The following is a 25,506-nucleotide window of genomic DNA, read 5'->3' as shown; positions in this document are numbered from 1 at the left end:
TCTCAGTAGTGGGGAGGCGGCGTCTCGTCTTCTTCGCGCCGGATGTTCGAGGGGGACATGTCCTTCAATTGCTTGTGCAGCATCCGCTTGGCATCCCATAGTTCGCGGATGTCCATTTCCTGCTTCGCCACCTGGTCGCTCAGGGTGTTGATCACGTCGTCCTGGAACGCAAGTCGCATTTCCAGTTCGGCGAGACGCTCTTCCAGAGAGTTTTTGCTCATGAGTTTTGGTCAGCCCTTTCTGTAATCTGGTATCATGCCGCCTTTTACCGCCTGCGGAGAGGAAAAGCCCATCATCTGCTTTTCCTGCCCGGGCGGCGTTCACCGGCCAGGCATGCCATGTTACCCGATGTCCGGCTTTTATCGTCAGTGTTAAATTATGGAGAAACTTCAGCAAATGCGTAATCCAGCCAAAGCGATCCTTGTCGCCATTCTGATCGCAATTCCGGCATCTTTCATCCTCGGCCTGTTACTCACCATAACGCCTGAGCCCCTGAAACTGCTGGCACTGGGTGAAGGCCTGGAAGCTCTGGGCAGCCAGGGCGGCGTCGCAGCGCTTCTGATCAGCGTGGTGGTTATTGCCGTCTCAGCTTTTCTGGCCGTTATGTTTACCGGCCAGCCCGCCGCCGCCAGCAACAACAGCACCGCAACGCGTGCGCCTTCCCGGGCAAACAGCAACGCTGGCCAGTTCGATGAGGAAAACGATTTCGACGACAGCACCCCGGAGGGTGTCGAAGAAGGCAGCGTGAAATGGTTCAACGTGAAAAAAGGCTTCGGCTTTATCGTGCGTGAAAACGGCGACGAGATCTTTGTCCACTTCCGTGCCATTCGCGGCCATGGCCGCCGTGTTCTGCGCCAGGGCCAACTGGTGCGCTTCGATGTGGTTGATGCAGACAAAGGCCTGCAGGCGGACAACGTGTCTATTCTGAGCGACTGATTCCGCTACGCCTGAACCAAAAAAAGCAGCCTTCAATGGCTGCTTTTTTATGCCTGACACGTCGCTCAGCTCCAGACCACCAGCTGCTCACCCCGGTGGTCGAGCCGCCACCACTTATCGTCTTCCACCGGGTCGCCCTCTTTCCACTCGCCGGGGCTGCAGCGGATTTCAGTATCCATAGCTCGCCAGGCGCTTCTGGCGCAAGCCAGATCCGAACTCCAGGGCAGGCTTTCACCCTCTAGCAGAATCGACGTAAAACGTTTGCCGGAGGCTCCTGGGTAAAGCGTAATACGAATGCCCGCACTGCCGTATCTGCCCTGCCCTTTCACCACGCGGGCCACATCGGCGTCATCCAGCTGCACTTCATCTAGCTGGCTTTCCAGCCAGTCCGATACAGACCCCGGCTCAAGGTCACGAACATAAATTTCCAGATCCTGCACCCAAGCACTCTCCATGCTGTTGTCCACAATGTCGCACATAGTGAACCGCGCCGGGCCTTGCTGCAACCCATTGCTCCCGTTCGGCACGCAAATCTTCCACCAACAGCCGCCGCAGCGTGCCTGCCCGCTGGCGTTCGTGCCAGTGCACGTTCATGGCGGCCTCATGAATACTCAATTCAGCCGTCGATGGCTCCGGCTCGCCGATAGCATCTCCCCTGGCCAGGGCCACCAGTGACCGGCGCTGCCAGCACTCGCGCTGCCCCTGAAGACTCAGGGCCTCAAGCGGCCCCCTGCGGGCAAACAAGTCCATGCGCGCACAGGCCTTTTTCACCCATTCCAGCATAGCACCTGGTGTGGCCACCCCCGAGCCTGTGCACGATGCAGCGTAGGCCATGACCTCCGGAGACAGCTGAACATTCCAGCGTTTCTCGATGGCAGGCTGGTGTGCAGCCAGAATCGCAAGCCGCTGATTCCGGCTGGCCGGTGGTATGGCCAGCACCTCCGGCGTTCGGCCCGCTGCCCGGGACAACGCGGCCACCGCGTCTGCCTCCTCCGGGGCGTTGCGGCCTGCCATCAATATCGGCCCGGCCCAACCGGTAACCAGCTCGCGAACGACATCCGCCGGGTTCGACAACGCAGCAAGCAATTCAGACGGCAAGGTGTTGTCGAGCACCAGCACCGGCCACCGGAGAGCTTCCATTTCGGCTGTTGGCAGGGTGGCATGGTCGTTGGCCAGAATTTCAGCTTCCCGCCTGGGGTCAACCTGAACCCAGGGGAGCCCCAGAGTACTCAGCAACGAGTTCAGCCAGGCAGTCTTTCCGCTACCCTCAGAGCCCCGAACCCAAAGCATCAGCCTGGGGTTTGCTGCCAGGGCAACCGCCACATTTTCCGACAGCGCCAGCCAGGCCGGATCCACCAGCGCAATCGGCACAACCGGATCGGGGCGCCCCTGCCCAGGCAGCATTTCGGCTGTTTCCGGCCAATGGCTGACCAATTCCAGTACCGCCACATAGGCCTTATCCTGAAGCCGCTCACAACCCGCCACCAATGAGCGGAACAGGGCCGGCCAACCCAGCCATCCCTTGCCGCTGGATTCACGGGCTGCGGCAATCCAATAGATCAGTTGCGAAGAGAGATCTCCGTCGCCAGCGATCTCGGGAACCCTGGGCTGTTCGCCCTGAATGGTGCGCACCAGTTCATCGAAATCGACACTGTGGCGCCGTAAAAAAGGGGGGATCTCAGAAATGGCATCGAGCAATGCCAACATAAAATCTTCGACAGTAATGACAGAGCCACCCCGGTGGCGCACGTTATCCCGCGCCAGCAACAAGGCGGACTGACATTCCGGAGACAGACAGCCTTGCCAGTCATCCATCCGATCAGCTCCTTCCATGGTTGTTCCAGCATCGTCCTGATGCACTTTTTTGTGAGGGAGCCAGTCTAGAACCGGAACAGCGCCCTGACAAGTGTTAACGCAGGTTACCGGAATCCGCCACCAGATGGCGGGCGCGCTCGGGTTCCGGCCAGGCCCCGGGAACCACGAACACCCGATCCACTTCCACCCATGCATCACCCGATGCAGCCGGAGCCAGTTCCGCAAAAAGTCGGGGCACCTGCCGAACGGCCACCTGTTCCAGCGACTCCCTGGCGTTATCCGATACAGGGGCCTGAGTTTGCTGCCAGGGGCCAATCCAGTGTGGCTTGTGGAGTGGTACCCAGTGGCCGATGCCGCTATCGGAAGGCAGGTCCCGATGATAAAGCCAGCGCCCGCGAAAGTGCGCGGAAGCCACCTGTTCGGGCGCTGCCACCGGGCGCCGGTTGGCCGGATAAAAAAGGTAGCCGGGCATAAACACTTTCGGAGTGACCGTTTCCCGAATGCCGAGGCTTGCCAGCCGGGCACGGGTTTCCGGCCGCAGGCTCAAGGTACGCTGGTGATTCAGCAAACGGTCAGTCTTCAAATCCAGCCGGTCCCGGGCATTGGGGCCATACCAGCGTATATCCCCCGCCAGTACGACACCCAGATAGAACTTGATGGCAATCTCATGATGTTCCAGACGGCCTGTTTGCCGGTTTCGAACCAGAAAATCCAGTTCACCCAGCGTGCGCCCTTCCCACCGGATTTGCAGGTTCTGAAGCACCATGTCCCAACCCAGCAATTCCGTAAGAAGCACTTCATACAGGCGCTCGAAATAGTGGCCCAAACGCCGCTCAGCCGGTTCCCGCAGGCGCTCGGGCACAAGCTCCGGATTAGCATCCCAACGCAGCAACCGCGCCAGCGTGTTTTCCGGCAGATAGCTGGCAGGATCAAAGCTGTCCGGGTGCTGCAGCAACGGCGGCGCCAGGCACAACCACGCCAGATGGCGAACCGCCGGAGTCTGAAAGCGCAGCAACGTCTCAGTGATCGGGTGAGTAGTCATAGCCGAAGAATACCGTAAACTGTAGGCCAAACCACCCCAAGCCCATTTCGGGAGGCCAATACAATGCAATACCTGCACACCATGATCCGCGTGAGCAACCTGGACGAAACCCTCCATTTTTTCAACCTGCTGGGCATGATTGAAATCAGCCGAAAAAGCAATGACAAAGGCCGTTTCACCCTGGTCTTTCTGGCAGCCCCTGAAGACCAGGCCCGTGCCCGGGAAGACAAAGCACCGATGATCGAACTGACCTACAACTGGGATCCGGAAGAATACACCGGCGGCCGCAACTTCGGGCATCTTGCCTACCGGGTAGACGATATCTACGCCTTATGCGAAAAGCTACAGGCGAACGGCATCACCATCAACCGCCCGCCACGGGACGGCCACATGGCCTTTATCCGCACGCCAGACGGGATTTCCATTGAACTGCTACAGAAAGGCGAAGCACTACCGGCCAAGGAACCCTGGGCAAGCATGCAAAACGAAGGAAGCTGGTAGCCCCACCCGGGGTCAGACCCCGGTACATTTGACCAACCCAAATGTATCGGGGTCTGACCCCAACGTCTAATTGGTCAATCACCGGCGAGAAAGATAGTATAGGTTCTCATTTCGGATGACGGCAGGGCCAAAAGCACTGGTGTTAAGTATCCAGGCCCCGTTCTGTGAGTGGCTGTGATCCAGTACTCCCGGGCTTTACGGGGCAAAAAACCCACACATCTCTTGCCAGGATCACGTTCATGATTGCCAGAATTACCCAGCTGTTTCCTCTCTGGGCCATCGTTTTTTCGGTGCTTGCTTACCTGCAGCCTGCGCTGTTTGTAGACTTGAAGAGCACGATCGTGCCTCTACTGACGATTATCATGCTGGCCATGGGCCTGACCCTTACGCCAGCCGACTTCGTCAACGTTGCCCGTCGTAAGGGTGCCATCAGCCTTGGCGTCGTATTACAGTTCTCCGTTATGCCCATTCTGGCACTGGCGATCAGCCTGGTGATGGGGTTCACTGCGGAACAAACCGTTGGCATGGTGCTGGTGGGCAGCGTTGCAGGTGGCACATCGTCGAATGTGATGGCGTATCTCGCCAAAGGCGACGTTGCACTGTCCATCTCCATGACGGCAATCTCCACCCTGCTTGGCGTTGTGCTAACGCCCATCCTAACCGGCCTGCTTGCGGGCAAAGCGGTGGACGTACCTGTTACCGCCATGTTGCTCAGCCTGGTCAAGATTGTTCTGGTGCCGGTCGCCATCGGCGTGGCCATCAACACCCTGGCACGCCCTGCAATAAAACGCATCGAAGCCATTCTGCCGCTGGTATCCATGGCCGCCATTGTTACCATCGTGGCAATTGTGGTTGCACTGAACAAAGACAATTTGGCAGCTCAGGGTGTTGCCATCGCTGTGGCGGTGGTACTTCACAACGGACTTGGGCTGGGGCTCGGTTACGGCCTGGCACGGCTATTCGGATTCGAGCCCGCCATCTGTCGCACCATCGCCTTTGAAGTAGGCCTGCAGAACTCCGGCCTGGCCACCGCTCTGGCAATGAAGTTCTTCACACCGGTCGCAGCCATCCCGGGCACCTTGTTCTCTGTCTGGCACAATATCTCCGGCTCTATCCTTGCTGGCTACTGGTCACGGCGCCAGCCAGAAGAAAGCACCGCCAAACCAGCCATAGCCGAAAGCTAAAGCAACCCCTTGGGGTCAGACCCCGGTACATTTGACCACTCCAAATGTATCGGGGTCTGACCCCAAATGTTAGTGAGGCCCCTTGAAGCCCTTGCCGACCAGGTACACCTCCCGCGAACGGGCACGGGAGGAGTCCGGCTTGCGCACCACAACTTTTTCGAACACGTCGCGTACCGCCTTCACGTACTCGTCGTAACCTTCCCCATGAAATACCTTGGCAACGAAACTGCCCTTGGGCTTCAGCACCTGGCACGCCATATCCAGCGCCAACTCAACCAGATACATGGAGGCAGCCTGGTCCGCCACATTCACACCACTGATGTTGGGCGCCATATCAGACACCACCACATCCGCCAAAGCGCCATCGAGAGTGGTCATAATCTGATCGAACACGTCCTGTTCGGTGAAATCGCCCTGAATAAACTCCACACCGGCAATCGGATCCATCGGCAGAATGTCTGAAGCCACTACCCGGCCCTTGTGGCCAACCAACTTGGCCGCCACCTGCGACCAGCCGCCGGGTGCAGAGCCCAGGTCCACCACCAGCATGGTGGGCTGGATCAGCTTGTCTTTGGTGTTGATCTCCAACAGCTTGTAACTGGCACGGGAGCGATAGCCATCCTGCTGGGCCTGCTTCACAAAGGGGTCGTTTACGTGCTCTTCGAGCCAGCGGTTACTGCTTTTTGAACGGGCCATGGGGTTGCATCTCTGAACTGCGGAAAACCCGGCATTGTACGCCGCCCGGCCACAGGCGGCAAAATACCAGGAGTCTGCGCGGTAGATATCCCGAAGGCTCCTGGCCACTGACAACACCACAGGCCACCCGTACAATAGGCGGCACAATTTTCACCAAGCCAGCAAGGGCCCGGGAACCACTGTGAAACTGGACGACATCAAAAAACTGCACCAGAAAAAATATCGCCAGGCCCTCGGGCACTTTCTGGTGGAGGGTGAGCATCTGGTTTTAGAGCTGGAAAAGGCTGCGAGAACCAACCCACACTGGCAACAGGCCCGCCTGCTGGTAACAGACGCCTTCAAAGACTGGCCCAGCCCCTGGCCGGTGCAAGTGGTTAGTGAGCGGCAAATGGCCCTGCTGGCCGATACCAAAACCCCACAGGGTATTCTGGCGGTGGTGCCATTGCCGAAAGCCTCCACACAACAGCCGAACCCGGCGGAAAAGGCCATCTACCTACACGAAGTACAGGACCCGGGCAATCTCGGCACCATTCTGCGCACCCTGGCCTGGTTTGGCGGCCTGCGTTGTTTGCTCAGCCCCGGCAGCGTCGACCCTTACAACCCCAAAGTGGTTCGGGCCAGCATGGGCGCCATTTTCCACGTACCGCTGGAAATCGATGTGCCCCTGGATTCGCTGGCCGAGCGATACTCCCGCATCGCCTGCCTGGACCTTGGCGGCCACCCCATCGCCAGCCCCGGCTTCGCTGACCACGAATGCTACCTGTTCGGCAACGAAGCCCGAGGCGTGCCTGCCGATGCTCTGAATGAACTTGGCGCAACTGCCTACACCATCCCCGGCGCCGCCGCCATCGAATCCCTGAACCTGGCTTCCGCCGTAAACATGTCCACCTACGAACTCAACCGTTTGGGGTCTGACCCCAAGACATTTCACCCCGGCAAATGTACCGGGGTCTGACCCCAAAAGATGTGAAAGGTGACTATGAGCGAGACAACCTTCAGTATTGAACACCGCTATCTTGAGTTGCCCGCCAGCTTCTATACACGAGTGCAACCCACGCCTCTGAGCAAGCCGCGCATGGTGTGCTTTAACCATACTCTGGCAGCGCAGATGGGATTTCATGTTCAGAATGAAAACGACTGGGCCGCCATTGGCGCCGGTGCCGAACTGCTGGAGGGTATGGATCCGGTAGCGATGAAGTACACCGGCCACCAGTTCGGTGTCTATAATCCTGAATTGGGCGATGGCCGGGGGCTTTTGCTCTGGGAAACACTGGGGCCCGATGGCAAGCGTTGGGACTGGCACCTGAAAGGCGCTGGCACCACGCCCTACTCCCGCTTCGGCGACGGCCGGGCCGTGCTGCGTTCCACTGTTCGTGAATACCTGTGCAGCGAAGCCATGCACGGGCTGGGCATTCCCACCACCCGGGCACTGTTCATGATCAGCGCCAAAGACCCGGTACGGAGGGAATCCATCGAAACGGCCGCCGCTCTGATGCGCGTGGCCAACAGCCACATACGCTTTGGCCATTTCGAATTCGCCGCTCATCACGAAGGGCCTGAAACTCTCAAGAGCTTGCTGGAACACGTCATTGCCCTGCACTTCCCACACCTGATCAGCCTGCCGGAAGAACAGCGCCACCGCCGCTGGTTTGAAGAGGTGGTGGAGCGCACTGCCCGGCTGATCGCAAAATGGCAGGCGGTCGGGTTCTGCCACGGCGTGATGAACAGCGACAACATGTCGATCATTGGCGACACCTTCGACTACGGCCCCTACGCCTTCCTCGACGACTTCGATGCCGGTTTTATCTGCAACCACTCCGATCATCAGGGCCGGTACGCCTACAACCGGCAGCCCCAAATGGGCTTCATCAACTGCCAATACCTGGCCACCGCCCTGTTACCGGTCATGGAGGAAGATACCGTTCGCGAGTGCCTGCAGGTGTACGAAAACGCCTACAACAACCATTTCAGAGATCTGATGCGGGCAAAGCTCGGGCTGGATGAGCCGGATGACAGTGACATGTCGCTGATCATGGACACCTTCAGCATGCTGCATGAACACCACATCGACTACACCCGATTCTTCCGTGGGCTGTCGAATCTGCACAGTCATGGCAGCGCACCGGTTCGGGATCTGTTTGTCGACCGCAGCGTGGCCGACGAATGGCTGCAACGGTACGAAGCCCGACTGCAGCAGGAAACCCGCGCCCACGATGCCCGCGAACACGCCATGCGCCGCACCAACCCGAAATACATCCTGCGCAACTACCTGGCCCAGCAAGTCATCGTTGAAGCCCAGAACGGCGACTATCAGCCCATGCATGAACTGTTGCGGGTTCTGGCCAACCCCTTCGACGAACAACCGGAATTCGACCATTACGCCGCCTTGCCCCCAGACTGGGGCAAACACCTGAACATCAGCTGCTCGTCCTGAAGTTGGGGTCAGACCCCGGTACATTTGACCGGGTTAAATGTATCGGGGTCTGACCCCAACGTTAGTTTTTGGCGGGGGCGAGGCTGTCGAGGCGGGCGCCGTTGCGCATCAGGTAGAGTACGAGGAGGATGGCGGGGATGCCCATCAGGCCGGCGATGAGGAAGAATTCGGCGTAGCCGAAGCCCGCCACCACCATGCCGGAGAAGCCGCCCAGGAATTTGCCGGGCAAGGTCATCAGGGAGCTGAACAGCGCATACTGGGTGGCTGTGAAAGATGCGCTGGTCATGCTGGAGAGCCAGGCAATCAGCGCCACGTTGGCAATGCCGCCGCTCAGGTTGTCGGCACTGACCACCACCGCCAAAGTCGCAAGGTTTGGCGGTTGCTGCGCCAGCAATACAAACAGCAGGTTAGTGCCAGCGGTCATGATCGCACCTGCCAGCAGAATCCGCCGCACGCCGTAACGCACCACCAGCACACCGCCCACCATAGACCCGACAATGGTCATGAAAAAGCCGAACACCTTGGTAACATCGGCAACCTGGGTTTTGCTAAAGCCCATGAAATCCAGGTAGAAAGGGTTGGCCATCACGCCCATGGCAATGTCAGAAATCCGGTAAACCGCCACCAGCAGCAGAATCACCACAGCCAGTTCCCGATAGCGCCGGAAAAAATCCACAAAGGGCCCGGCCACTGCGGCATAGAACCACCCGGTGAAACGGGCCAGGCCCCGGGGCAAGTGGCCACGCTTGCGAGCTTCTTCTTCAACCTGCCCGGCAATATCTTCCGCCGCTGCGAAGTGGTTAACCTCCGGCTCCCGAATCACCAGAACTGTAAGCGCACCCACCCCCACCAGCGCCGCCATTACCTGATACGACACCTGCCAGGACCAGAACTCCGCCAGATACAAAGCTCCGGCACCGGCCACCAACAGCGCTAACCGGTACCCGAAAATGTAGGTCGCCGCCAACGCCGCCTGCAAACGCTCCTGCGCGATTTCAATGCGATAGGCATCAATGGCCACATCCTGCGTGGCCGAGGAGAAAGCCACCAGCAAACCGCACAGCGCCAGGGTTTCCGGGGCGGCCAGGGCATCCACACTGGCCATCAGAAAGAGCCCCGTGGCAATGCCAGCCTGGGCCAGCAATATCCAGCTTCGGCGCTTGCCGAACAAAGCATCCAGCACCGGCAACCGCAGGCGATCCACCACCGGCGCCCAGAACACCTTGATGGAATAGGTAATCCCCAGCCAGCTGAAAAAGCCGATGGTGGCAGTATCCACCCCAACATCCGCCAGGCGCGCGTTCAGCGTGGAAAATACCAGCAAAAACGGCAGGCCGGCAGAAAACCCGAGAAACAGCATGGCAATCACCTGCCAGCGGGTGTAGGTGTAGACGGTATCCCGGATCAGGGGCAACGCGTTGGCAGGCAGGATAAGCGCTACTCCCGGTCAGTCGCGGAAATTGTTGTACTGCAGCGGAATTTCCAGTTCGGCTTCGCGCAGCATGGCGATGGCCTGTTGCAGGTCGTCCCGCTTCTTGCCGGTAACCCGCACCTTGTCACCCTGGATGCTGGCCTGCACTTTCATCTTCTGATCCTTGATCAGCTTGACGATCTTCTTGGCCATATCGGTTTCAATGCCCTGCTTCAGGGTAAAGTGCTGCTTCACCAGTTTACCCGCCTTGCTGTCGCCGTCTTCCGACAAAGCGCGGGAATCGATATTGCGCTTGGCGAAGGCCATCCGCAGCATATCCACCAGTTGCTCCAGCTGAAACTCCTGCTCGGCACTCACCGTCAGGCGCTTGTCTTCCAGCTCGATGTCCGCTTCTACATTCTTGAAGTCCCAGCGATTGCCCAGCTCACGTTTGGCCTGATCCACCGCGTTGGTCACTTCGTGCATCTCGATTTCAGAAACAATGTCAAAAGAAGGCATAGTCGTTATTCTCCTAAGCTGCCGGGGGGTATACTGGCCGCCATAGTGTTTAAAGATGTTTGAAGCCGCCAAGAATACCAAGAGCCGCAACGAACCGCATCTGACAATGGACCGGTAACAAGTAGACAAACCATGCCTAACCTGGATCTTTCCATTCTTGTAGTAGACGACGCCAAGTTCAGCAGTATGGTGGTCGGCCGCACCCTGAAAAATGCCGGATACCGCGACATACGGGTTGCCAACAATGCCGACGCCGCTCTGCGCCTGATGGAGCAACGCCCCGTAAGCGTACTGATTGCAGACTGGCTGATGCCGGAAATGGACGGCCTGCAACTCACCGACCAGGTACGCCAGCAAGACGAGCAGAATAACCACTACACCTACGTGATTCTGCTCACTGCCCGGGAAAGCGTGGAAGCGCTGGCAGAAGCCTTCGACCGCGGCGTGGACGACTTCATCTACAAATCGGACATGACCAAACAGCTGATTCCGCGGGTGTTCGCAGCCGATCGCATGGCCGACCGGCAAAACACCCTGCTGCGGGCCAATGCTCTGTTGGTGGAAAACAACCGGGAACTGGAGTCCAGCAACATCATCGATCTGGAAACCGGCCTGACCAACAACAAATACGCCCGCCAGCGCCTGCAGAAAACCCTGCGCCACGCCGAGTCCCGGGGAGGCGCAACCGCGTACGTGATGTGCGGTATCCGCAACTGGCAGGATTTAAAACGCCAGCATCCGCGAAGCATTATGGCTGAGCTTTCGGTGGGAATCGCCCGCCGGCTGAGCTCGCTTATACGCCCTATCGACACCCTGTGCCGGGTGGGCGACAACCAGTTTGCCATTGTCTCTTACTTCCCTGACAGCGATCACTGCAGCCCCAAAGCGTTTCGCCGGATATTCGATGGCATCAACCACAAAGCCCTGAAAACCACGGCAGGTTTCATATCGGTGGAAGCGGGCATGGCGCTGTGTAAATCAGACGCCCAACACGGCACGCCGTCTGTGCAGGAAGTGGAACGTTGTGCGGTACAAGCCCTGATCGATGCCTACGAAACCCGGCGCTTTACAGAAAGTACGCCAAGCGAACCGGAAAGTGCCTGAACCCAACAATCCGTAACACGGCGACACAGATCACAAACAGACTTGGTGGCCTGACGATCGTATTCTAAGAGCGTGGAATGAAGCAGTATCCACCCATGGCGGAGGAGCCGCGTAGTACCTCCGCCGCCGTATGGATGCTCTCCACAGGATTAACGAATTTTTCAGGCACTTTCGTTCTTTCCGACATATTTCGAGCCAGCTCCCAGGAGCTGGCTTTTTTATTTGTGGTTCAGGGGTCAGTCCCCGTGTGGGGACAGACCCCTGCTCCTTTTCCGGCTCTGCTTGCGAAAGTCTCCCGGGGTTTGGCCGGTGGCGGCTTTGAATTTGCGGTGGAAAGACGTGGTTTCGCTGTACCCCAGCCGCAAGGCGATGTCCGGAATTGCCATGGCCGTATTGCGCAGGTAATCCTCGGCCATTTGCTGGCGCACCTCATCCAATAGCTTCTGATACGACACGCCTTCCTGGCTGAGCTTGCGCTGCAGGGTTCGGCTGGTCATACCCAGATCTTCGGCAATCATATCCTGCCGGGTGATTCCTTCGGTCAGCTGTTTCTGGATACTCTGCTTTACCTGGCTGGTCAGGTCGGTATCTGAATCCAGCATGGCCAGTTGGGATAATGCGTGGGCTTCCAGGGTTTTGCGAAGCAACGGGTCTGGCTGGCGCAGGCGGGTGGCAAGCAGGCTCTGTGGCAGAATCACGGCATCTTCACCGGCGCCAAAGGTTACCGGGCAGCCCCAGCGTTCCGCATACGCCTTTTCATACTCCACGCCTGGCGAAGGCCGCTGCAGGCGCACACTCGACGGCGCCGCCTGCGGAACGTCCGCCAGCCAGCGGGCGTAATTGATCCAGGAAGCAAACACATTGTCCACCACCTGCGGGCGAACCACCGCATCCTGAAAATTGCAGTGCCACACCAGCGCAATTTCTTCACCTTTCATCTGCAACGCAGTGGTGCCCATATCCCCCACCAGCTTCTCGAAAGGCGCAATGCGCGCCACCGCCTCGCCCAGGGTGGCGCAACTCATGGTGATGTAGCCCAACACACTGTAAGAGCCGGGCTGCACATAATCGCCGGTTTCCAGGCCCAGAATGGGATTGCTGGTGGTTTCGGCCAACGCGCGGATGAAAGTCTGGAATTGCTCACCGTTCACGCGGCCGTCGTTAGAATTGAGAATATCCGGGGCAAGGCCTGCGCGGCCAAGAAGCTCCGCCGTTGGCATGCCCAGGGCATCCGCGTAGCGGGCATATTGACGCAGGGCGGCGACAGAAGCAGTTCCGAGAACACTCATGTAGACGGCTTTCGTTATGGATGGAGTAGGCCAGTATAAACAAAAACGCCCGGCGATTGGGCCGGGCGTTTCGGGGTATGGGGGGTAGTTCCCTGAGACCTTAAAGCTTGCGCCCCTTACCCGCCGCAATGCGCAAGCGCAGCGCATTCAGCTTGATAAAGCCTTCGGCGTCTTTCTGGTCGTAGGCGCCCTGGTCTTCCTCGAACGTCGCGATCTTCTCGTCGAACAGGGAATCCTCAGACTTCCGGCCAACCACGTCCACATTGCCTTTGTACAGCTTCAGGCGAACGGTACCGTTCACGTACTCCTGGGTGTTGTCGATCAGCGCCTGCAAGGCTTCACGCTCCGGTGACCACCAGTAGCCGTTGTAGATAACGTCGGCGTAGCGCGGCATCAGGCTGTCTTTCAGGTGAGCCACTTCGCGATCCAGGGTGATGGATTCGATGGCGCGGTGGGCCCGCAGCATGATGGTGCCGCCCGGGGTTTCGTAGCAGCCGCGGGACTTCATGCCCACATAGCGGTTCTCAACAATGTCCAGGCGACCGATGCCGTTCTCGCCCGCCAGCTTGTTCAGGGTTTCCAGAACCACATGCGGCTTCATGTCCTGGCCGTCGATGGCCACAATGTCGCCCTTCTTGTAGGTCAGCTCCACATAGGTGGGCGTATCCGGTGCTGCTTCCGGCGACACGCTCCAGCGCCACATATCCTCTTCAGCCTCCGCCCAGGGATCTTCCAGGTTCATACCTTCGTAAGAGATGTGTAGCAGGTTAGCGTCCATGGAATAGGGGCTCTTGCCCTTCTTCATTTCCACCGGGATGTTGCGGTCTTCACAGTACTTCAGCAGCTTCTCGCGGGAGTTCAGATCCCACTCACGCCAGGGGGCAATCACTTTTACACCCGGCTTCAACGCGTAGGCGCCCAGCTCGAAACGAACCTGGTCGTTGCCTTTACCCGTGGCACCATGGGAAATGGCATCGGCACCGGTTTCGTTAGCGATTTCCACCAGGCGCTTGGCAATCAGCGGGCGCGCAATGGATGTACCCAGCAGATACTCGCCTTCGTAGATGGTGTTGGCGCGGAACATCGGGAACACGTAATCGCGCACAAACTCCTCGCGCAGATCCTCAATGTAGATTTCCTTAACGCCCAGGGCCTCCGCCTTGGCACGCGCCGGCTCCACTTCCTCGCCCTGGCCAATGTCGGCGGTGAATGTAACCACTTCGCAGTTGTAGGTATCCTGCAACCACCGAACAATAACGGAAGTATCCAGGCCGCCGGAGTAGGCCAGCACCACCTTTTTGATATCAGACATCTGTGTGCTCCAGACTGAACAGAATGGATGTATTGAAAAGAAGGGCAATATTGTACGGGATGGCGGGGGGAATGGCTATGTGTGGGCGCACTACTGCCCCCCCCCTCTCCCCAACCCCTCTCCCTCCAGGGGAGAGGGGCTTTTAGGGCACCAGTCTCGAAGGGCTGCCTTTATACTCCCCTCTCCCCTTGAGGGAGAAGGGCCAGGGGAGAGGGGCTTTCAGGGCACCAGTCTCGAAGGGCTGCCTTTATACTCCCCTCTCCCCTGGAGGGAGAGGGGCCGGGGGAGAGGGGGGAGAAGTTAATAACGCCCCTGCAATCACCCCACCTGCGCAGACTGGCCTACGACTTCCTCCCGAATGCCGTCCCAGCCTTCTTTTACCGAGCGCAATAAATCCGCAACTTCATCCAGTTTGTCCGGATCGTTTTTCACGTTCGCTTCAAATAGCGTTCGTTCCATATACTCATAAAGCCCTTCAAGACGCTCAGCAAGCTCTCCTCCCTTTTCAAAATCAAGAAAGCTGCGAAGACCACCGATTATCTCAATGGCCTTGCCAATAAGGCGCCCTTTACCTTCAATATCATTGGCCTGCATTCTGGCCTTGGCCATATTGATTCGCTCCAGCGCACCATTGAACAACAGCTGGATCAGCTTATGAGGATCAGCGTCTGTAATACTGGTTTGGGTATTTACCCGCTGGTAAGCCTGTAATCCGTTCATAATTAACCTCTTCGTTGCCGGGCTGGCAGCCCTGCTATCGATTACTGTTGTTCTGTGGCGCCAACGCGGCCAGCTGCTGAGTCAGGTAGTCGCCGGTGTTGTTCAGCTGCGCAATCAGAGAGTCCGCAGCGGTAAACTGCTTTACCAGGCGCTCCCGATAGGCGGCAATCCGGTCATCAAGCCGGATGCGCTCGTCCTGAATCCGCTCAAGGTCCCGGGTCAGGCTCTCGGCCTTGGTATCAAGCACGCCACCTGCACCAACGATATCCGTTACCAGATTCACGGCCTGCTCGCCGATACCTTCAATGTAGTTAACTCGACCAAGATCACCGGAGGTGTAACCCGCTATTTGCAGCTGCATTCCCTTGGCACCGCCAGCGCCAGTCACCGTTAATACACGGCCATCGCCTGTCGCCTCCTGACCGTTCACGGTGCCAGCCACATCCTTACCCAGGGTACCGGTTTTGGCAGAAAGCCCCAGAGCAGATCCGTCTTCAACAGACAAAATACTAACGTTGGATTTACTGCCAAAAGCACCGGATGTGAACTGCAGAGCGCCACTACTGTCCAGCGCCACGCGAACCGACTGGCCCGCGGCATTCAACGCAGAATTGCTATCGATCTGGTTCTGAATCTCGGCAACAAGCTCATCCGCCGTGGCATACGTTTGCTGGGATAACTGAATCGTGAAGTTGGTAGAACCATCAACCGTAAACTCAATCTCATCATTGGTGTCGTTAATAACCACGCCAGCGGCCAGTGCAGAATCACCAACAACTCCACCCTGAGTAGCCTCCTGGGTAATATCGATGGCGTAATTACCACGGCTGGTCGCGCTTCCCGAAGACAGAAACTCCACATCTGCACTGGTGGTTCTGCCCTGCTCGGCAAACAGCGCGGTTACGTCATCCGGGTTATTCTTGAGCTGTTCTTCAAACTTGGCGCGATCAAACGCCAGGCCACCGGTCTCATAATCCGTAGTAATGCCCACATCGGCCAATGTACGGATGCTGGCGTTCTCAAGCCCGGGTACAACACGCCCAAGCACATTGCGCATTTGTGCCTGAATAGAGCGAATGGCAGTATCACCAGATAGAATGCCCCCCTGCCCGGTATCCGCGTTAAAACCTGAGAGCCCTTTTATGGTGTTCTGCAGCGCATTGAACTTCTCAACAAACGCCCCCACGCGATCTGCAACCGCACCGAAGTCCTGCTCTACCTTGATGGTAGATGTAACCCCCTCTGCCTTGGCTTCAAAGCTCAACCCGTCGATAACGTCGCTGAATGAGTTGGTGGGGCGGGATATCTCGATTCCGTTAACTTCCACCCTCGCATTCTTGGCAGCCACGGTTTCCTGAAGGTTCTGGGTTGTGTCGTTGAACACAAACTGGGACAAGCCAACCCCATCATCGTTATTGCTATCGTCATCGGTAACCGAAACCGAGATCGCGTTGGCTTCGCCGGTTTGTTCCGACGACAGAACCAGCCGAAAGCCGCTACCCGTGTCGATCACGCCTGCAGTCACACCAATTCCGGCGTCATTAATCTCGTTTGCCAGCCCTTGCAGGGTATTATTGGTTCCGTCAATCGTCAGGCTGGCCGACTTATCCCCGGCTGAAATGGTAAAGGTGCCGGTACCAACAGAGGTTGTATCCCGGTCAGCAAAAGTTCCTGAAGCCAGAGATTGGGCCTGAGCGAGTGCAAGCACGTTAACATTGTAGGTACCACGGCTCGCCTTGCCGCTATCAACCGTAACCGATACATCCTCACTGGACGATGTGGCTGAAAACGCTTTCAGGTTATCCGGCGCACTCAACTGCCGCATTGGTAAACGCAGCTCGGTGATTGCGCCCTTCAAAGTGCCGTAAGCAGAAATCAGCAGCTCGGCCCTCTGGGCCCGCGTATCCAGGCGATTTTCCGTGGGCGCGCGTTCTGCAGCCACCAACTGATCTACAAGATCCGAGTTCAGAATCCCGGAACCGATGCCTAATGAAGAAATACTAGCCATAACCATGCCTCCTTAAGGGGGCGAATCACTCACTGAAACCTTTATCGGCCGCAAGCGGCAAAACTTTGCCTTAATTGTAGCGCTGATTTGTAACGGGCGGTAAACGGGTGACTCCTACCCCCTCTCCCCAACCCCTCTCCCTCCAGGGGAGAGGGGCTCCTACTACTCCCCCTCACCAGGGTTTTCTCCCCTCTCCCCTTGCGGGAGAGGGGTCGGGGGAGAGGGGAAAACCACCGCCCATAACCACAAACACCGCCGAACCCGATGTGGGCGCGGCGGTGCTGAAATACCGTTGAGTGACATCCGCTTTAAAAGCGGCAAGTATTTACACTTTAATGTTAAACAACGTCAGCGGTTCATCCTGCTGCAATTTTTCTGCCAACCTCATTGCCACTTCATCAGGAATCTGGCGAATAACTTCCTGGGTTCTCTGATCAACCACCTTTACAATGGTTTGCCCCATCTCGTTATCTACCTCAAACTGAAGATCGCGCTGCACATTCTGCACGAAATCGTTCAACTGGCTTACCGCACCATTCAACTCTTCCCGCTGGGTATCCGAGCGCGCCTGGAGCTTATCAGCTCTGGACGCCTCAACGGCTGCCTGCGGACTCTGAACGGCTGAAGCATTCGAACCTGAAGCAGCAAGGTCAGGGGCTTTTCCGCCCTCGGCCTGAGATGACGACAGTGCCCTAGCCGGAGCCTGGGCACCAGGGCGCACAAGCTTGAGATCCGGGTTATTCAGGTTAACGTCATTCATAGCTTTACCTCGCTATTCTTCTAACGGCGTAAAGCCGGAACCCGAAGGTTCCGGCCATTACCGCCAAGCCCTTACTGCAGCAGAGACAGAACCTGCTGAGGACGGGCGTTCGCCTGAGCCAGGACGGAGATACCGGCCTGCTGCAGCACCTGGGCCTTGGACAGCTTGGCTGTCTCAGACGCGAAATCCGCGTCCAGAATCCGGCTCTGAGCGGCGCTCAGGTTAGTGCTGGTGGACTCCAGGTTGGAGATGGTGCTTTCGAAGCGGCTCTGGATTGCACCGAACTTGGCGCGCTGGGAGTTCAGGTTGTTAAGAGACGCATCAATCGTTTGCAAAGCCTGTGTCGCACTCTCAAACGAGGTGATATCAATTTCAGACAGCTTTCTCATCTCGGAAGCAGTGGCCGTAACCGCCGATGAAGCAGATTCGACTGAGAACGATTTATCAGAATCAAGCTGCAAGTAACCGCTGACACTCACACCTTCGGTATTTCCCGCACTCGTTGCCAAAGTCCGCTGGGTCCCAGTTGTTTGTAGCTCACCCGCATCGTCACGGTAATTCTTATCGATTGTCACATCGCCGTCACTCACAGTGTTGGTGTTACCAACACGGATATCGACACCCGTAGAGTTTGCCAAAACGACGCTTTTACCATCATCAGACACTTCAGCCGTAATACCCGTTTTTGCAGACTGATCATTGATCGCCGCAACGGCGCTGGATAGGGCGTCTTTACCTTCTGTCGCGCTCAGCGTAAATGAAATCTCTTGGGCCGTATCATTCTCACCCTTCAAAGAGAGTGAATAACTTCCAGCTGCGCTAAAGCCCAGAGATAGCTCGGTCTTGGCCGTTGCAGAAACGCCCGTTTCGCCAGCCACATCATTAATCTGACCCGCTATATCCTGAGCCGTGCCTGAAGCTGCTACGGTAATATCTTTCGACCCAACCGAACCATTAACTGTCAGCGTACCGCCAGTAACATTATTATTATCCGCGGCGCCCTGAACTACGATATCCGCACCTTGCGCAATGACCTGGTTATTACCGTAACTGTTCGTTCTCAGATTTGATGTTGAGGCACTAATGGTTTCATTCGCGTTCGCACCAACCTGGAACTGGGCGTTACCAAATGTTCCGTCGAACAACTTCTGTCCGTTAAAGTTAGTGGTGGTTGCAATTCGATCAAGCTCAGATACCAGCTGGTTTACTTCGTCTTGCAGCGCCTGCCGGTCAGATGAGGAGTTCGAGGCGTTTGCAGACTGGACGGCCAGTTCACGAACCCGCTGCAATATATTACTTGATTCGCCAAGAGCACCCTCAGCCGTCTGCGCCAGAGAGATGCCGTCGTTGGCATTGCGGGTTGCCTGGTTCAAACCACGGATCTGAGCTTCGAAGCGGTTGGAAATCGCCAGACCAGCCGCGTCATCTTTGGCAGAGTTGATGCGCAGACCTGAGGACAAACGCTCCAGAGCCTGGTTAGATTGGTTCTGAGACTTGTTCAGCTGGTTCTGAGCGGACAATGAGGCAACGTTGGTGTTAATACCGAGAGCCATAATGCTTCTCCTTCGACGGATGTCGTTTTCTCTTGAAACGGTCAGGCGCCCGATTCAAGTTTGGAGCGCCGCCCTGTTACTCCACTTAACGGCACTCATCCGGCTCTCTTTAGGAAAAATTCTGCCCCTTTTGTAAAAAAATGTAAGAGCTTTAAAATTTTGTCCAAACATCTAACCATTGCTGCAGATTTTCCCCTTCCAGCATCCAATCTCTGCATACCACCTTTTTAAGATCATCACCTTGCCGGACTGAAGCTCTCGGATCACTCAAATGCATTCTGATCGCATCCACCCAGTCTTTGTAACGGTTCTTGACTCTGGTAACAGGGAGATCATGCTCGCGGTAAGGCTCCACGTCACTACAAACGACCGGGAAGCCGCACGCGCCATATTCCAACAACCTGAGATTACTTTTACATCTATTGAAAAGGTTGTCTTCGAGCGGGGCAATCGCAAGATCAAGATTCATTGAGGCTAGCTTCTGCGAATAGAGAGTGATATCAACTCCTTCATGCACTTCTTTAACGTAGGGGCGAAGTACGTCTGGGCACATTCCAAAGAAAATCCAATCGATCTCGTCAGCCAAATCGCGAACAACCGCCTCCACCAACTCAAGATCGCCGGTATGCCCAATACCACCAGCCCAACCTACTCGCGGTTTCTCTGACTGGCACCTCTTAGACGTCAAGCCCTCCCACCATTCAACCGGCAAGCGGTTTTCTACAACGCGGATATCTGAATGAATCCCTTTAAAGGCTTCAGCTAACGGATGAGTAGACACTACAAATCGATCTACGTGTTTTAGAGACCGTCTCAGGGACTTGAGAATATCCCTCGGCATATTCTTACGATAGGCGCTTTTCAGAGGCAGGTTGGGCAAATAGTCATCCAGCTCATAAACTACCGGTTTTTTCAGAATATGACGGGCTCGCTTCATATTAGCTACGGCTTCATCCGTAATCTGCCGCTGGAAAACACAAGCATCAGGCTCCAACCTTGCCATCTCGGGGACGGTCAGCCATTGCCAGGCAATCATACCTCCGGCTACCCCTTGGGTCTTCATCGCCTCTATGGGCTGCATCATCCTGTAGTGTCCGCACCCCCACTGGTCCGCCGGATAAACTAAGATTGTCTTTTGATCCAACAATTTCTGAGGCTGCCAACTCAGATCGATTCGCTGTTCAACCTCAAAACCCGCTCCTGACAAAGAGAGGTTACGATTATAAGACGGATCATGAGCCATTTGAGGAAGCCAGCGGTCATAGACAATCTCTGTGGCTCGGGAATACTGAACACCTCCGGCAGAGGACTCCTCAGACTGCACCTCTTCCCCCGAGGAAACTGAAAGCCTCATCACCAAAGCTCGTGGGCTCCAGATGTTCAACCGCCCGGCTTGTGAAACACGCAAACAAAAATCGGCCTCAGCCAAGCTATCTGGCAATGAGCCATCAAAACCGCCGAGCCCCACAAACAATTCCTTTTCGAGCACCATACAATCCGCAGAAACGAGGCAGCAGCTTTGATCAATCTGCAAGCGATTCATGTAGCCTGCATCGTTCGCATTACTTTCGGCAAAGGTGGTACCTGAAACGTCAGTGAGACCAGCTACCAGCGCACCTGACTCAGTTCGACCTTCTTTCGTTAACAACTTCGCTCCAACAATGCCAACCTCCGGCCGCAGAGCATGGTTGAGAAGAAGATTCAGCCAATCTTTTTGAACGATTCCGATATCCGCACTCAAGAACAGTAGGTACTCTCCGCGCGCATCTCCGACGACCTGGTTGACGGCTACGTGCCTATCCAATGTCTTGACACTTCTAAACACTCGAATATTGGACACTCCAAGACCTTCGAGACCATTAAGCCAAGCGTTTGCCTCCGGAGTTTGACTACCGTTATCAAATATCAATAGCTCATAATTGGCGTAATCGGTTTTATCAAAAATAGACTCAACGCAAGCCTGGAGAAGAGACAACTGGTCTTTCATAACTACAATAATTGAGACAGAAGGCGAACCGACGTGACCATAGTCGATGTTATAAGTAGCCGGCGCACGACCCTGAGATATTGCTGCGGAGTGATACCCCCTACGCTTTAAATGATTGAGAACAACCTCACGCCCCTCCTCTGCGATAAACCAGCTCTCTTCAGTTTTAACGAACAACACAGGCTCTGCCACGTGGCCAAAAGCGCCAAAGCCAGACTGCTCAAGAATTCGTAAAATAAGATCGAACTCAAATGCTGTATTCAGAGATTCGTCAAAACCACCAAAAAGTGAAAACACCTCCTTTCGGAAAAACCAATGCCTTGTCATCACAGATGGGTGACTTAAGAGCATGTCAAGATTGAAGTCAGGGCGCAGTATGGCACCCCTAACGCCGTTCTCGCCGGTTATAAGCTCGTCGCCATACACTGAAAAGCAAGTATCCGGGGCAGATTGCAGCTCCAAAGCAAAGGTTAATAACCCGTGAGGGACTATAGCAATTCCTGAATCAATGATGGTAAACCAGCTCGCATCAGACTCTTCCAAGACCAATTTGACTGAGCCAGCGCTCCCTACCTCATCAAGTGAACGTATCTTGAGATCAGGGAAGTCGTAACTTTGATAAGTATTGGTTCTATCCGTAAGAACAAAACACGAAAGATTCGGCAACAAATTCTTCGTAGCAAGATAAGACTCAACAAAAGCACTTAATGATTTGCTTTCAGACTGAGTATCCATAACTATGATACAAATAGCAGAATGGCTGGCAAGCCTGGAGGTGAGCATTTGGCGCTGCACCTGTGACGGGATGCGTCCCTCTATCCAATGTTCTAGGGGACTAGTTTGCTCATGCGCCTTTTCCTCAGCGGCTCTTTGCGTAACTTCAACAAATCGTTTGAGTTGAAGATCAGACTCCTCGTCTTGCCTTAGACGATTCTCACGAAATTGGACTAGACCACGCCTTGCTTTATCAAGGCTCTCCGAGTCATCAGAAAAAGCAAACCCAAGTCCCTCGTATGCAAAGAGGCTTTGTTCGGTGAAACCATACCTATTTCCCGACTCATAACCTTTTACAACCAATGGACAACCACAAAGCATTGCCATAGTGCAGGTAGTGGAGTATTCGTACGAGTATATCACTAGAGCTTCTTGGAATTTCTTTGCCAGCTCCGGATGACTTAAGGGCTGGCTCATCGACAAAACTTCAATATCACTAGGCAGACTTTCAAATTCGACCTTATCTACAGGAAACCTATTCAGATATAGAAGCTTCCGGAATCGATTGTCATCTTCAGGCGGACAAAAAATGCTCGTATCAATTACAGGAATCTTTAGCTTCTCTCCCGAATCAGATTGTCCCTCCATAAACTGCTCACTATAGAAGAAGAATAAATCAGATTCTGAGGCAGCCATTTTTGAGCCACTTATAACACCCTCTTTATTCAACATATAACGAACACAAACATTCTCGTTCAGGGGATTACCAGAAACTATTTCCGGATAGACTGCAATCGGAAACTTCCCTTCTTTTCTATGCTTCAGAATTACATCATCTGAAATGATTGGTGCTATTTGCTGATCTATTGTGACCTTCGAACCAACTATATATGCATCTAAACCAATCTCGTTAAGACGTATACAGAGCTCGTACAAAACCTGAACTCCTGCGGAAGTAGCCGTGAAATCAGGCGCCAGAATATAATAGGGGTGATTCATAAGTCTCTCGATTATTTTTGATGCTTAAAACCAATCAACGAGCAATTATAGGCGGCGCAAAAATCCCAACACCGCTCCAGCCTGAGCCTCCGAATACCGACCGTTGCAAGTGACAAACACCGGTACCTGTTTACGAACACCGTAACTGCTACGAACGTTGCGGGCTCTCGCCGCGAGCTCGTCAGAATTAAACAGTAATACCGCGCCACCGTGCCTTGTTGGTAACTTCAGCAGGACTGGCTCAGGAAAGCCATCGGAAACCCCCTGCTCCGGGCGGGCGCTTGACCAGTCCGGATAATGGACGACAAGCTGCTGCTGGCCCTGACCAACCGCTGCACAGTTCAAGTCGCGTTCCTCCCTGAGTGTCCGAAACAGGACATCGGTGTCCTGAACAACACTGTCGGGAGTATCCAGAGGATGAACCGAAAGACCACTGAATGCCCCTACGTGTACCAGGCACGGATCGTCATCCCCGGGGTAATAGACCAGGCGTGAATGCTGCCTTGTTCGCAACGCAATCAGGGCCACCAGAAGCCCCAGCTCCAGGCTTCCGACCAACACCGCGTGCCGGGCCCCCATGTGTTCTTCCAGTGTCTGCTCCAGTGCACGGACAAGAGGCCCATGGTTCGTAAAATAGCGGTTGGCCAGAATATCGGAAACCACTTTACGGGCATTGTATTCAGCCATCACAACTCCCGGGGACATACGATAGTAGAGACTTGATCATGGCGACGACAAGCGTCACATCCGCTTCAGAGACTCTGAAGCCACAGGGTAGATTGAGCAATGCCCGGGCAGCATGTTCGGTTGCGGGAAGAGACTCCGGGCACAAAACCGGGTACTCATGGCTTTTGATATGAAGCGGCGGTGAATAGTGGGCCCGGGCCAGAACGTCAGCCTGATTCAGATTCCGCACAATGCGGTCTCTCCCTTCCCCGCTCACGCCTGGAACCTCAACAACAATATTTTTGAATGACGTTTGCTGAGCCTCATCAAACGCGAGAAGCCGGATACCAGCAACCCCTTTGAGCTCTCTTTGATACGCCCGGTAAATCTTGCGGTTGTGGCGGACGTTTTCTTCTATTTCGTCCAGTCCGGCAAGGGCAAAAGCAGCATGGATATCCGGCATGTCCGAAGCGAGCCAGTGCCCGGGTTTCAGACGTCGGGCGTTACTTTTGTCGCGGGATCTGAAATCACGAAGCCTGCCTGCATAGGCACTGTCGTTCACACACACGTAGCCGCCCTCCAATCCATTGATCAGCTTGCTCGCGTGTAACGAGAACACTTCGGGCACATCAAAAGACCCTACGCGTTTTCCCTGCCAGGTTTCGTGAACGGACTCCACGGCATCGATGACCATTGGCACGGCATATTTCGCTGCAATCTCTGTCAGTCGCGAAACATCGCAACAATTCACGATAGGATGAACCGCAAGGATGGCTGCGGTGTTTGATCCAATAGCCCGCTCAACTGACTCGGGAGAGATTGCCAGCGTGGACTCATCAATGTCCACGAAACGGGGAACCTTACCGGCCCAGAACACAACATCTGCCAGCCGGCGGTAGGTAAACGACGGGATAATAACCTCTGGAGCATCAAGGGCACTTAACCGCAAGCTCGCCACCAATGACCAGAATCCCGTGGACATGGCCACGCAGTGTTCAGCCTGATGGTACTCACAGAGACGTTTCTCAAGTAACGACACTAACCAACCCGGACTCCTTTCCCCACCGTTTTCGAGCCACTGATCTATATACCTCAGAATGCGCTCTTTCTCAGGCTCGTAAAGGTTGGATGTTGAGAGGAAGCCTGTCGAAGACATCAGACTGGCCTCGTCATAAGCACATCGAATCGGTAGCCGGCGCCGTAAAAATCATTCGGCATCGTCATGATGTCCACGTTAAAACCGCATGCTTCGCCCAGGACAACGAACTCGTCCGCGCGCCACCAGACCCCAATTGGTGACTGCGGGTCGTCCAACCGGTAATCCACAACATTGCGCCGCTGGAAGAAATCAGCAGCCTTCTTTTTATCCGGCACATTGCCGATAAAGATTCGCTCACAGGCGCCGTACTGACTCCCGATGGTCTTCAACAGCGTGCTCACTGAGTCAGCGGAAAGATAAGAGATCACGCCGTAGACGAGCACCTGCGTAATTCGGGAAGCCTCAGGAAACTCAAGGGTCGCCTCTACCGCATCCCCACAATAGAAATGCGTTTTGCCCGGTATCGAAAAGAACTCCCGGGCCACACCAACCAGGTACTCCGAAAAATCTACGCCATGATATTCTGATATCGAATCAAACAGGTAGCTGGCCAGTGCAGCGTTTCCACATCCCAGGTCGAGGAGAACGTCGCCAGGCCGAAACCGCAGCGCCCCCGATATCTGATCCACGATCATCTGAATATCCTGCTCACTGACAGGCTTGCCATTCACCGTCCGCTTGATCTGTTGCCAGAACGCGTCGCGATCAAACTGTTTCGGGTATTCCTTGTGCAGATAATCGTCACTCATCACTGACA

The 25,506-nt window shown here is 55.6% G+C and carries 23 protein-coding genes; 6 read left to right on the top strand and 17 right to left on the bottom strand.

Annotation, left to right across the window (positions count from 1 at the left end):
- Positions 1–2: 2 nt before the first annotated feature.
- Positions 3–221: a SlyX family protein gene (locus C7H09_RS00345; RefSeq protein WP_106760701.1), complete on the bottom strand. Its 219-nt coding sequence runs from the start codon at positions 219–221 to the stop codon at positions 3–5.
- 175 nt (positions 222–396) lie between these two features.
- On the opposite strand from C7H09_RS00345, the gene C7H09_RS20385 reads away from it, so the two are divergent.
- Positions 397–936: a cold-shock protein gene (locus C7H09_RS20385; RefSeq protein ID WP_106760700.1), complete on the top strand. Its 540-nt coding sequence runs from the start codon at positions 397–399 to the stop codon at positions 934–936.
- Positions 937–1,001: 65 nt separating this feature from the next.
- On the opposite strand, the gene C7H09_RS00335 is transcribed toward C7H09_RS20385, so the two are convergent.
- From C7H09_RS00335 to C7H09_RS00325, 3 genes are all read right to left on the bottom strand, one after another.
- Entirely contained in the window at positions 1,002–1,376 is a 375-nt protein-coding gene (locus C7H09_RS00335; RefSeq protein WP_106760699.1) for a hypothetical protein, read from the bottom strand.
- Complete coding sequence (locus C7H09_RS00330; protein WP_240616461.1) at positions 1,348–2,769, bottom strand: hypothetical protein; 1,422 nt, start codon at positions 2,767–2,769, stop codon at positions 1,348–1,350. Before C7H09_RS00330 ends, C7H09_RS00335 begins: the two co-directional genes overlap by 29 nt.
- A 76-nt stretch (positions 2,770–2,845) precedes the next feature.
- A complete protein-coding gene (locus C7H09_RS00325; RefSeq protein ID WP_106760697.1) occupies positions 2,846–3,793 on the bottom strand; it encodes a DUF1853 family protein in 948 nt (315 codons plus the stop codon).
- A gap of 63 nt (positions 3,794–3,856) precedes the next feature.
- Here C7H09_RS00325 and C7H09_RS00320 point away from each other — a divergent pair, with 63 nt between their 5' ends.
- Positions 3,857–4,294, top strand: coding sequence for a VOC family protein (locus C7H09_RS00320; protein ID WP_106760696.1), 438 nt, complete (start codon positions 3,857–3,859; stop codon positions 4,292–4,294).
- A gap of 239 nt (positions 4,295–4,533) precedes the next feature.
- The gene (locus C7H09_RS00315; protein ID WP_106760695.1) at positions 4,534–5,478 is read left to right on the top strand and encodes a bile acid:sodium symporter family protein; all 945 of its coding nucleotides are present in this window, start codon (positions 4,534–4,536) and stop codon (positions 5,476–5,478) included.
- Between the two features lie 69 nt (positions 5,479–5,547).
- Here C7H09_RS00315 and rlmE read toward each other — a convergent pair whose 3' ends face one another.
- On the bottom strand, positions 5,548–6,174 hold the full coding sequence (gene rlmE / locus C7H09_RS00310) for a 23S rRNA (uridine(2552)-2'-O)-methyltransferase RlmE (RefSeq protein WP_106760766.1): 627 nt from the start codon (positions 6,172–6,174) through the stop codon (positions 5,548–5,550).
- A 181-nt stretch (positions 6,175–6,355) separates the two neighbouring features.
- Here rlmE and C7H09_RS00305 point away from each other — a divergent pair, with 181 nt between their 5' ends.
- Complete coding sequence (locus C7H09_RS00305) at positions 6,356–7,129, top strand: TrmH family RNA methyltransferase (protein WP_106760694.1); 774 nt, start codon at positions 6,356–6,358, stop codon at positions 7,127–7,129.
- A 24-nt stretch (positions 7,130–7,153) separates the two neighbouring features.
- Entirely contained in the window at positions 7,154–8,608 is a 1,455-nt protein-coding gene (locus C7H09_RS00300; RefSeq protein ID WP_106760693.1) for a protein adenylyltransferase SelO, read from the top strand.
- Positions 8,609–8,669: 61 nt separating this feature from the next.
- Here the strand turns inward: C7H09_RS00300 and C7H09_RS00295 are convergent, their stop codons facing one another.
- Entirely contained in the window at positions 8,670–10,022 is a 1,353-nt protein-coding gene (locus C7H09_RS00295) for an AmpG family muropeptide MFS transporter (RefSeq protein ID WP_420844153.1), read from the bottom strand.
- Positions 10,023–10,055: 33 nt separating this feature from the next.
- Entirely contained in the window at positions 10,056–10,538 is a 483-nt protein-coding gene (locus tag C7H09_RS00290) for a YajQ family cyclic di-GMP-binding protein (protein ID WP_106760692.1), read from the bottom strand.
- A 132-nt stretch (positions 10,539–10,670) separates the two neighbouring features.
- Here C7H09_RS00290 and C7H09_RS00285 point away from each other — a divergent pair, with 132 nt between their 5' ends.
- Positions 10,671–11,642 (top strand): response regulator, encoded by a 972-nt coding sequence (locus C7H09_RS00285; RefSeq protein ID WP_106760691.1) that lies wholly within the window; start codon positions 10,671–10,673, stop codon positions 11,640–11,642.
- A 236-nt stretch (positions 11,643–11,878) separates the two neighbouring features.
- Here the strand turns inward: C7H09_RS00285 and C7H09_RS00280 are convergent, their stop codons facing one another.
- From C7H09_RS00280 to C7H09_RS00235, 10 genes are all read right to left on the bottom strand, one after another.
- Complete coding sequence (locus tag C7H09_RS00280) at positions 11,879–12,931, bottom strand: AraC family transcriptional regulator (RefSeq protein ID WP_106760690.1); 1,053 nt, start codon at positions 12,929–12,931, stop codon at positions 11,879–11,881.
- Between the two features lie 100 nt (positions 12,932–13,031).
- Positions 13,032–14,243, bottom strand: coding sequence for an argininosuccinate synthase (locus tag C7H09_RS00275; RefSeq protein ID WP_106760689.1), 1,212 nt, complete (start codon positions 14,241–14,243; stop codon positions 13,032–13,034).
- Between the two features lie 318 nt (positions 14,244–14,561).
- The gene (fliS, locus tag C7H09_RS00270) at positions 14,562–14,963 is read right to left on the bottom strand and encodes a flagellar export chaperone FliS (protein ID WP_106760688.1); all 402 of its coding nucleotides are present in this window, start codon (positions 14,961–14,963) and stop codon (positions 14,562–14,564) included.
- A 34-nt stretch (positions 14,964–14,997) separates the two neighbouring features.
- Positions 14,998–16,971 (bottom strand): flagellar filament capping protein FliD, encoded by a 1,974-nt coding sequence (fliD, locus tag C7H09_RS00265; protein ID WP_106760687.1) that lies wholly within the window; start codon positions 16,969–16,971, stop codon positions 14,998–15,000.
- Positions 16,972–17,296: 325 nt separating this feature from the next.
- Positions 17,297–17,731: a flagellar protein FlaG gene (locus C7H09_RS00260; protein ID WP_106760686.1), complete on the bottom strand. Its 435-nt coding sequence runs from the start codon at positions 17,729–17,731 to the stop codon at positions 17,297–17,299.
- 71 nt (positions 17,732–17,802) lie between these two features.
- Positions 17,803–19,284: a flagellin N-terminal helical domain-containing protein gene (locus C7H09_RS00255; RefSeq protein WP_106760685.1), complete on the bottom strand. Its 1,482-nt coding sequence runs from the start codon at positions 19,282–19,284 to the stop codon at positions 17,803–17,805.
- A 151-nt stretch (positions 19,285–19,435) separates the two neighbouring features.
- The gene (locus C7H09_RS00250) at positions 19,436–22,984 is read right to left on the bottom strand and encodes a glycosyltransferase (RefSeq protein ID WP_240616460.1); all 3,549 of its coding nucleotides are present in this window, start codon (positions 22,982–22,984) and stop codon (positions 19,436–19,438) included.
- Positions 22,985–23,029: 45 nt separating this feature from the next.
- On the bottom strand, positions 23,030–23,671 hold the full coding sequence (locus C7H09_RS00245; protein ID WP_106760683.1) for a DegT/DnrJ/EryC1/StrS family aminotransferase: 642 nt from the start codon (positions 23,669–23,671) through the stop codon (positions 23,030–23,032).
- Positions 23,664–24,806, bottom strand: a complete 1,143-nt coding sequence (locus tag C7H09_RS00240) for a DegT/DnrJ/EryC1/StrS family aminotransferase (RefSeq protein ID WP_106760682.1) — start codon at positions 24,804–24,806, stop codon at positions 23,664–23,666. The genes C7H09_RS00245 and C7H09_RS00240 overlap by 8 nt, the downstream gene beginning before the upstream one ends.
- On the bottom strand, positions 24,806–25,498 hold the full coding sequence (locus C7H09_RS00235) for a class I SAM-dependent methyltransferase (RefSeq protein ID WP_106760681.1): 693 nt from the start codon (positions 25,496–25,498) through the stop codon (positions 24,806–24,808). Before C7H09_RS00235 ends, C7H09_RS00240 begins: the two co-directional genes overlap by 1 nt.
- Positions 25,499–25,506: the final 8 nt, after the last annotated feature.

It is taken from the genome of Marinobacter fuscus (assembly GCF_003007675.1).
GTDB classification, from domain to species: domain Bacteria; phylum Pseudomonadota; class Gammaproteobacteria; order Pseudomonadales; family Oleiphilaceae; genus Marinobacter; species Marinobacter fuscus.
This window is presented reverse-complemented; position numbering and strand designations above follow the sequence as displayed.

Bases quoted from the DNA above. Each gene is read 5' to 3' on its own strand.
- C7H09_RS00345 (WP_106760701.1), bottom strand. From the start codon at position 221: ATGAGCAAAAACTCTCTGGAAGAGCGTCTCGCCGAACTGGAAATGCGA.
- C7H09_RS20385 (WP_106760700.1), top strand. From the start codon at position 397: ATGCGTAATCCAGCCAAAGCGATCCTTGTCGCCATTCTGATCGCAATT.
- C7H09_RS00330 (WP_240616461.1), bottom strand. From the start codon at position 2,769: ATGGAAGGAGCTGATCGGATGGATGACTGGCAAGGCTGTCTGTCTCCG.
- C7H09_RS00325 (WP_106760697.1), bottom strand. From the start codon at position 3,793: ATGACTACTCACCCGATCACTGAGACGTTGCTGCGCTTTCAGACTCCG.
- C7H09_RS00320 (WP_106760696.1), top strand. From the start codon at position 3,857: ATGCAATACCTGCACACCATGATCCGCGTGAGCAACCTGGACGAAACC.
- C7H09_RS00315 (WP_106760695.1), top strand. From the start codon at position 4,534: ATGATTGCCAGAATTACCCAGCTGTTTCCTCTCTGGGCCATCGTTTTT.
- rlmE (WP_106760766.1), bottom strand. From the start codon at position 6,174: ATGGCCCGTTCAAAAAGCAGTAACCGCTGGCTCGAAGAGCACGTAAAC.
- C7H09_RS00300 (WP_106760693.1), top strand. From the start codon at position 7,154: ATGAGCGAGACAACCTTCAGTATTGAACACCGCTATCTTGAGTTGCCC.
- C7H09_RS00290 (WP_106760692.1), bottom strand. From the start codon at position 10,538: ATGCCTTCTTTTGACATTGTTTCTGAAATCGAGATGCACGAAGTGACC.
- C7H09_RS00285 (WP_106760691.1), top strand. From the start codon at position 10,671: ATGCCTAACCTGGATCTTTCCATTCTTGTAGTAGACGACGCCAAGTTC.
- C7H09_RS00280 (WP_106760690.1), bottom strand. From the start codon at position 12,931: ATGAGTGTTCTCGGAACTGCTTCTGTCGCCGCCCTGCGTCAATATGCC.
- C7H09_RS00275 (WP_106760689.1), bottom strand. From the start codon at position 14,243: ATGTCTGATATCAAAAAGGTGGTGCTGGCCTACTCCGGCGGCCTGGAT.
- fliS (WP_106760688.1), bottom strand. From the start codon at position 14,963: ATGAACGGATTACAGGCTTACCAGCGGGTAAATACCCAAACCAGTATT.
- fliD (WP_106760687.1), bottom strand. From the start codon at position 16,971: ATGGCTAGTATTTCTTCATTAGGCATCGGTTCCGGGATTCTGAACTCG.
- C7H09_RS00260 (WP_106760686.1), bottom strand. From the start codon at position 17,731: ATGAATGACGTTAACCTGAATAACCCGGATCTCAAGCTTGTGCGCCCT.
- C7H09_RS00255 (WP_106760685.1), bottom strand. From the start codon at position 19,284: ATGGCTCTCGGTATTAACACCAACGTTGCCTCATTGTCCGCTCAGAAC.
- C7H09_RS00250 (WP_240616460.1), bottom strand. From the start codon at position 22,984: ATGAATCACCCCTATTATATTCTGGCGCCTGATTTCACGGCTACTTCC.
- C7H09_RS00245 (WP_106760683.1), bottom strand. From the start codon at position 23,671: ATGGCTGAATACAATGCCCGTAAAGTGGTTTCCGATATTCTGGCCAAC.
- C7H09_RS00240 (WP_106760682.1), bottom strand. From the start codon at position 24,806: ATGTCTTCGACAGGCTTCCTCTCAACATCCAACCTTTACGAGCCTGAG.
- C7H09_RS00235 (WP_106760681.1), bottom strand. From the start codon at position 25,498: ATGAGTGACGATTATCTGCACAAGGAATACCCGAAACAGTTTGATCGC.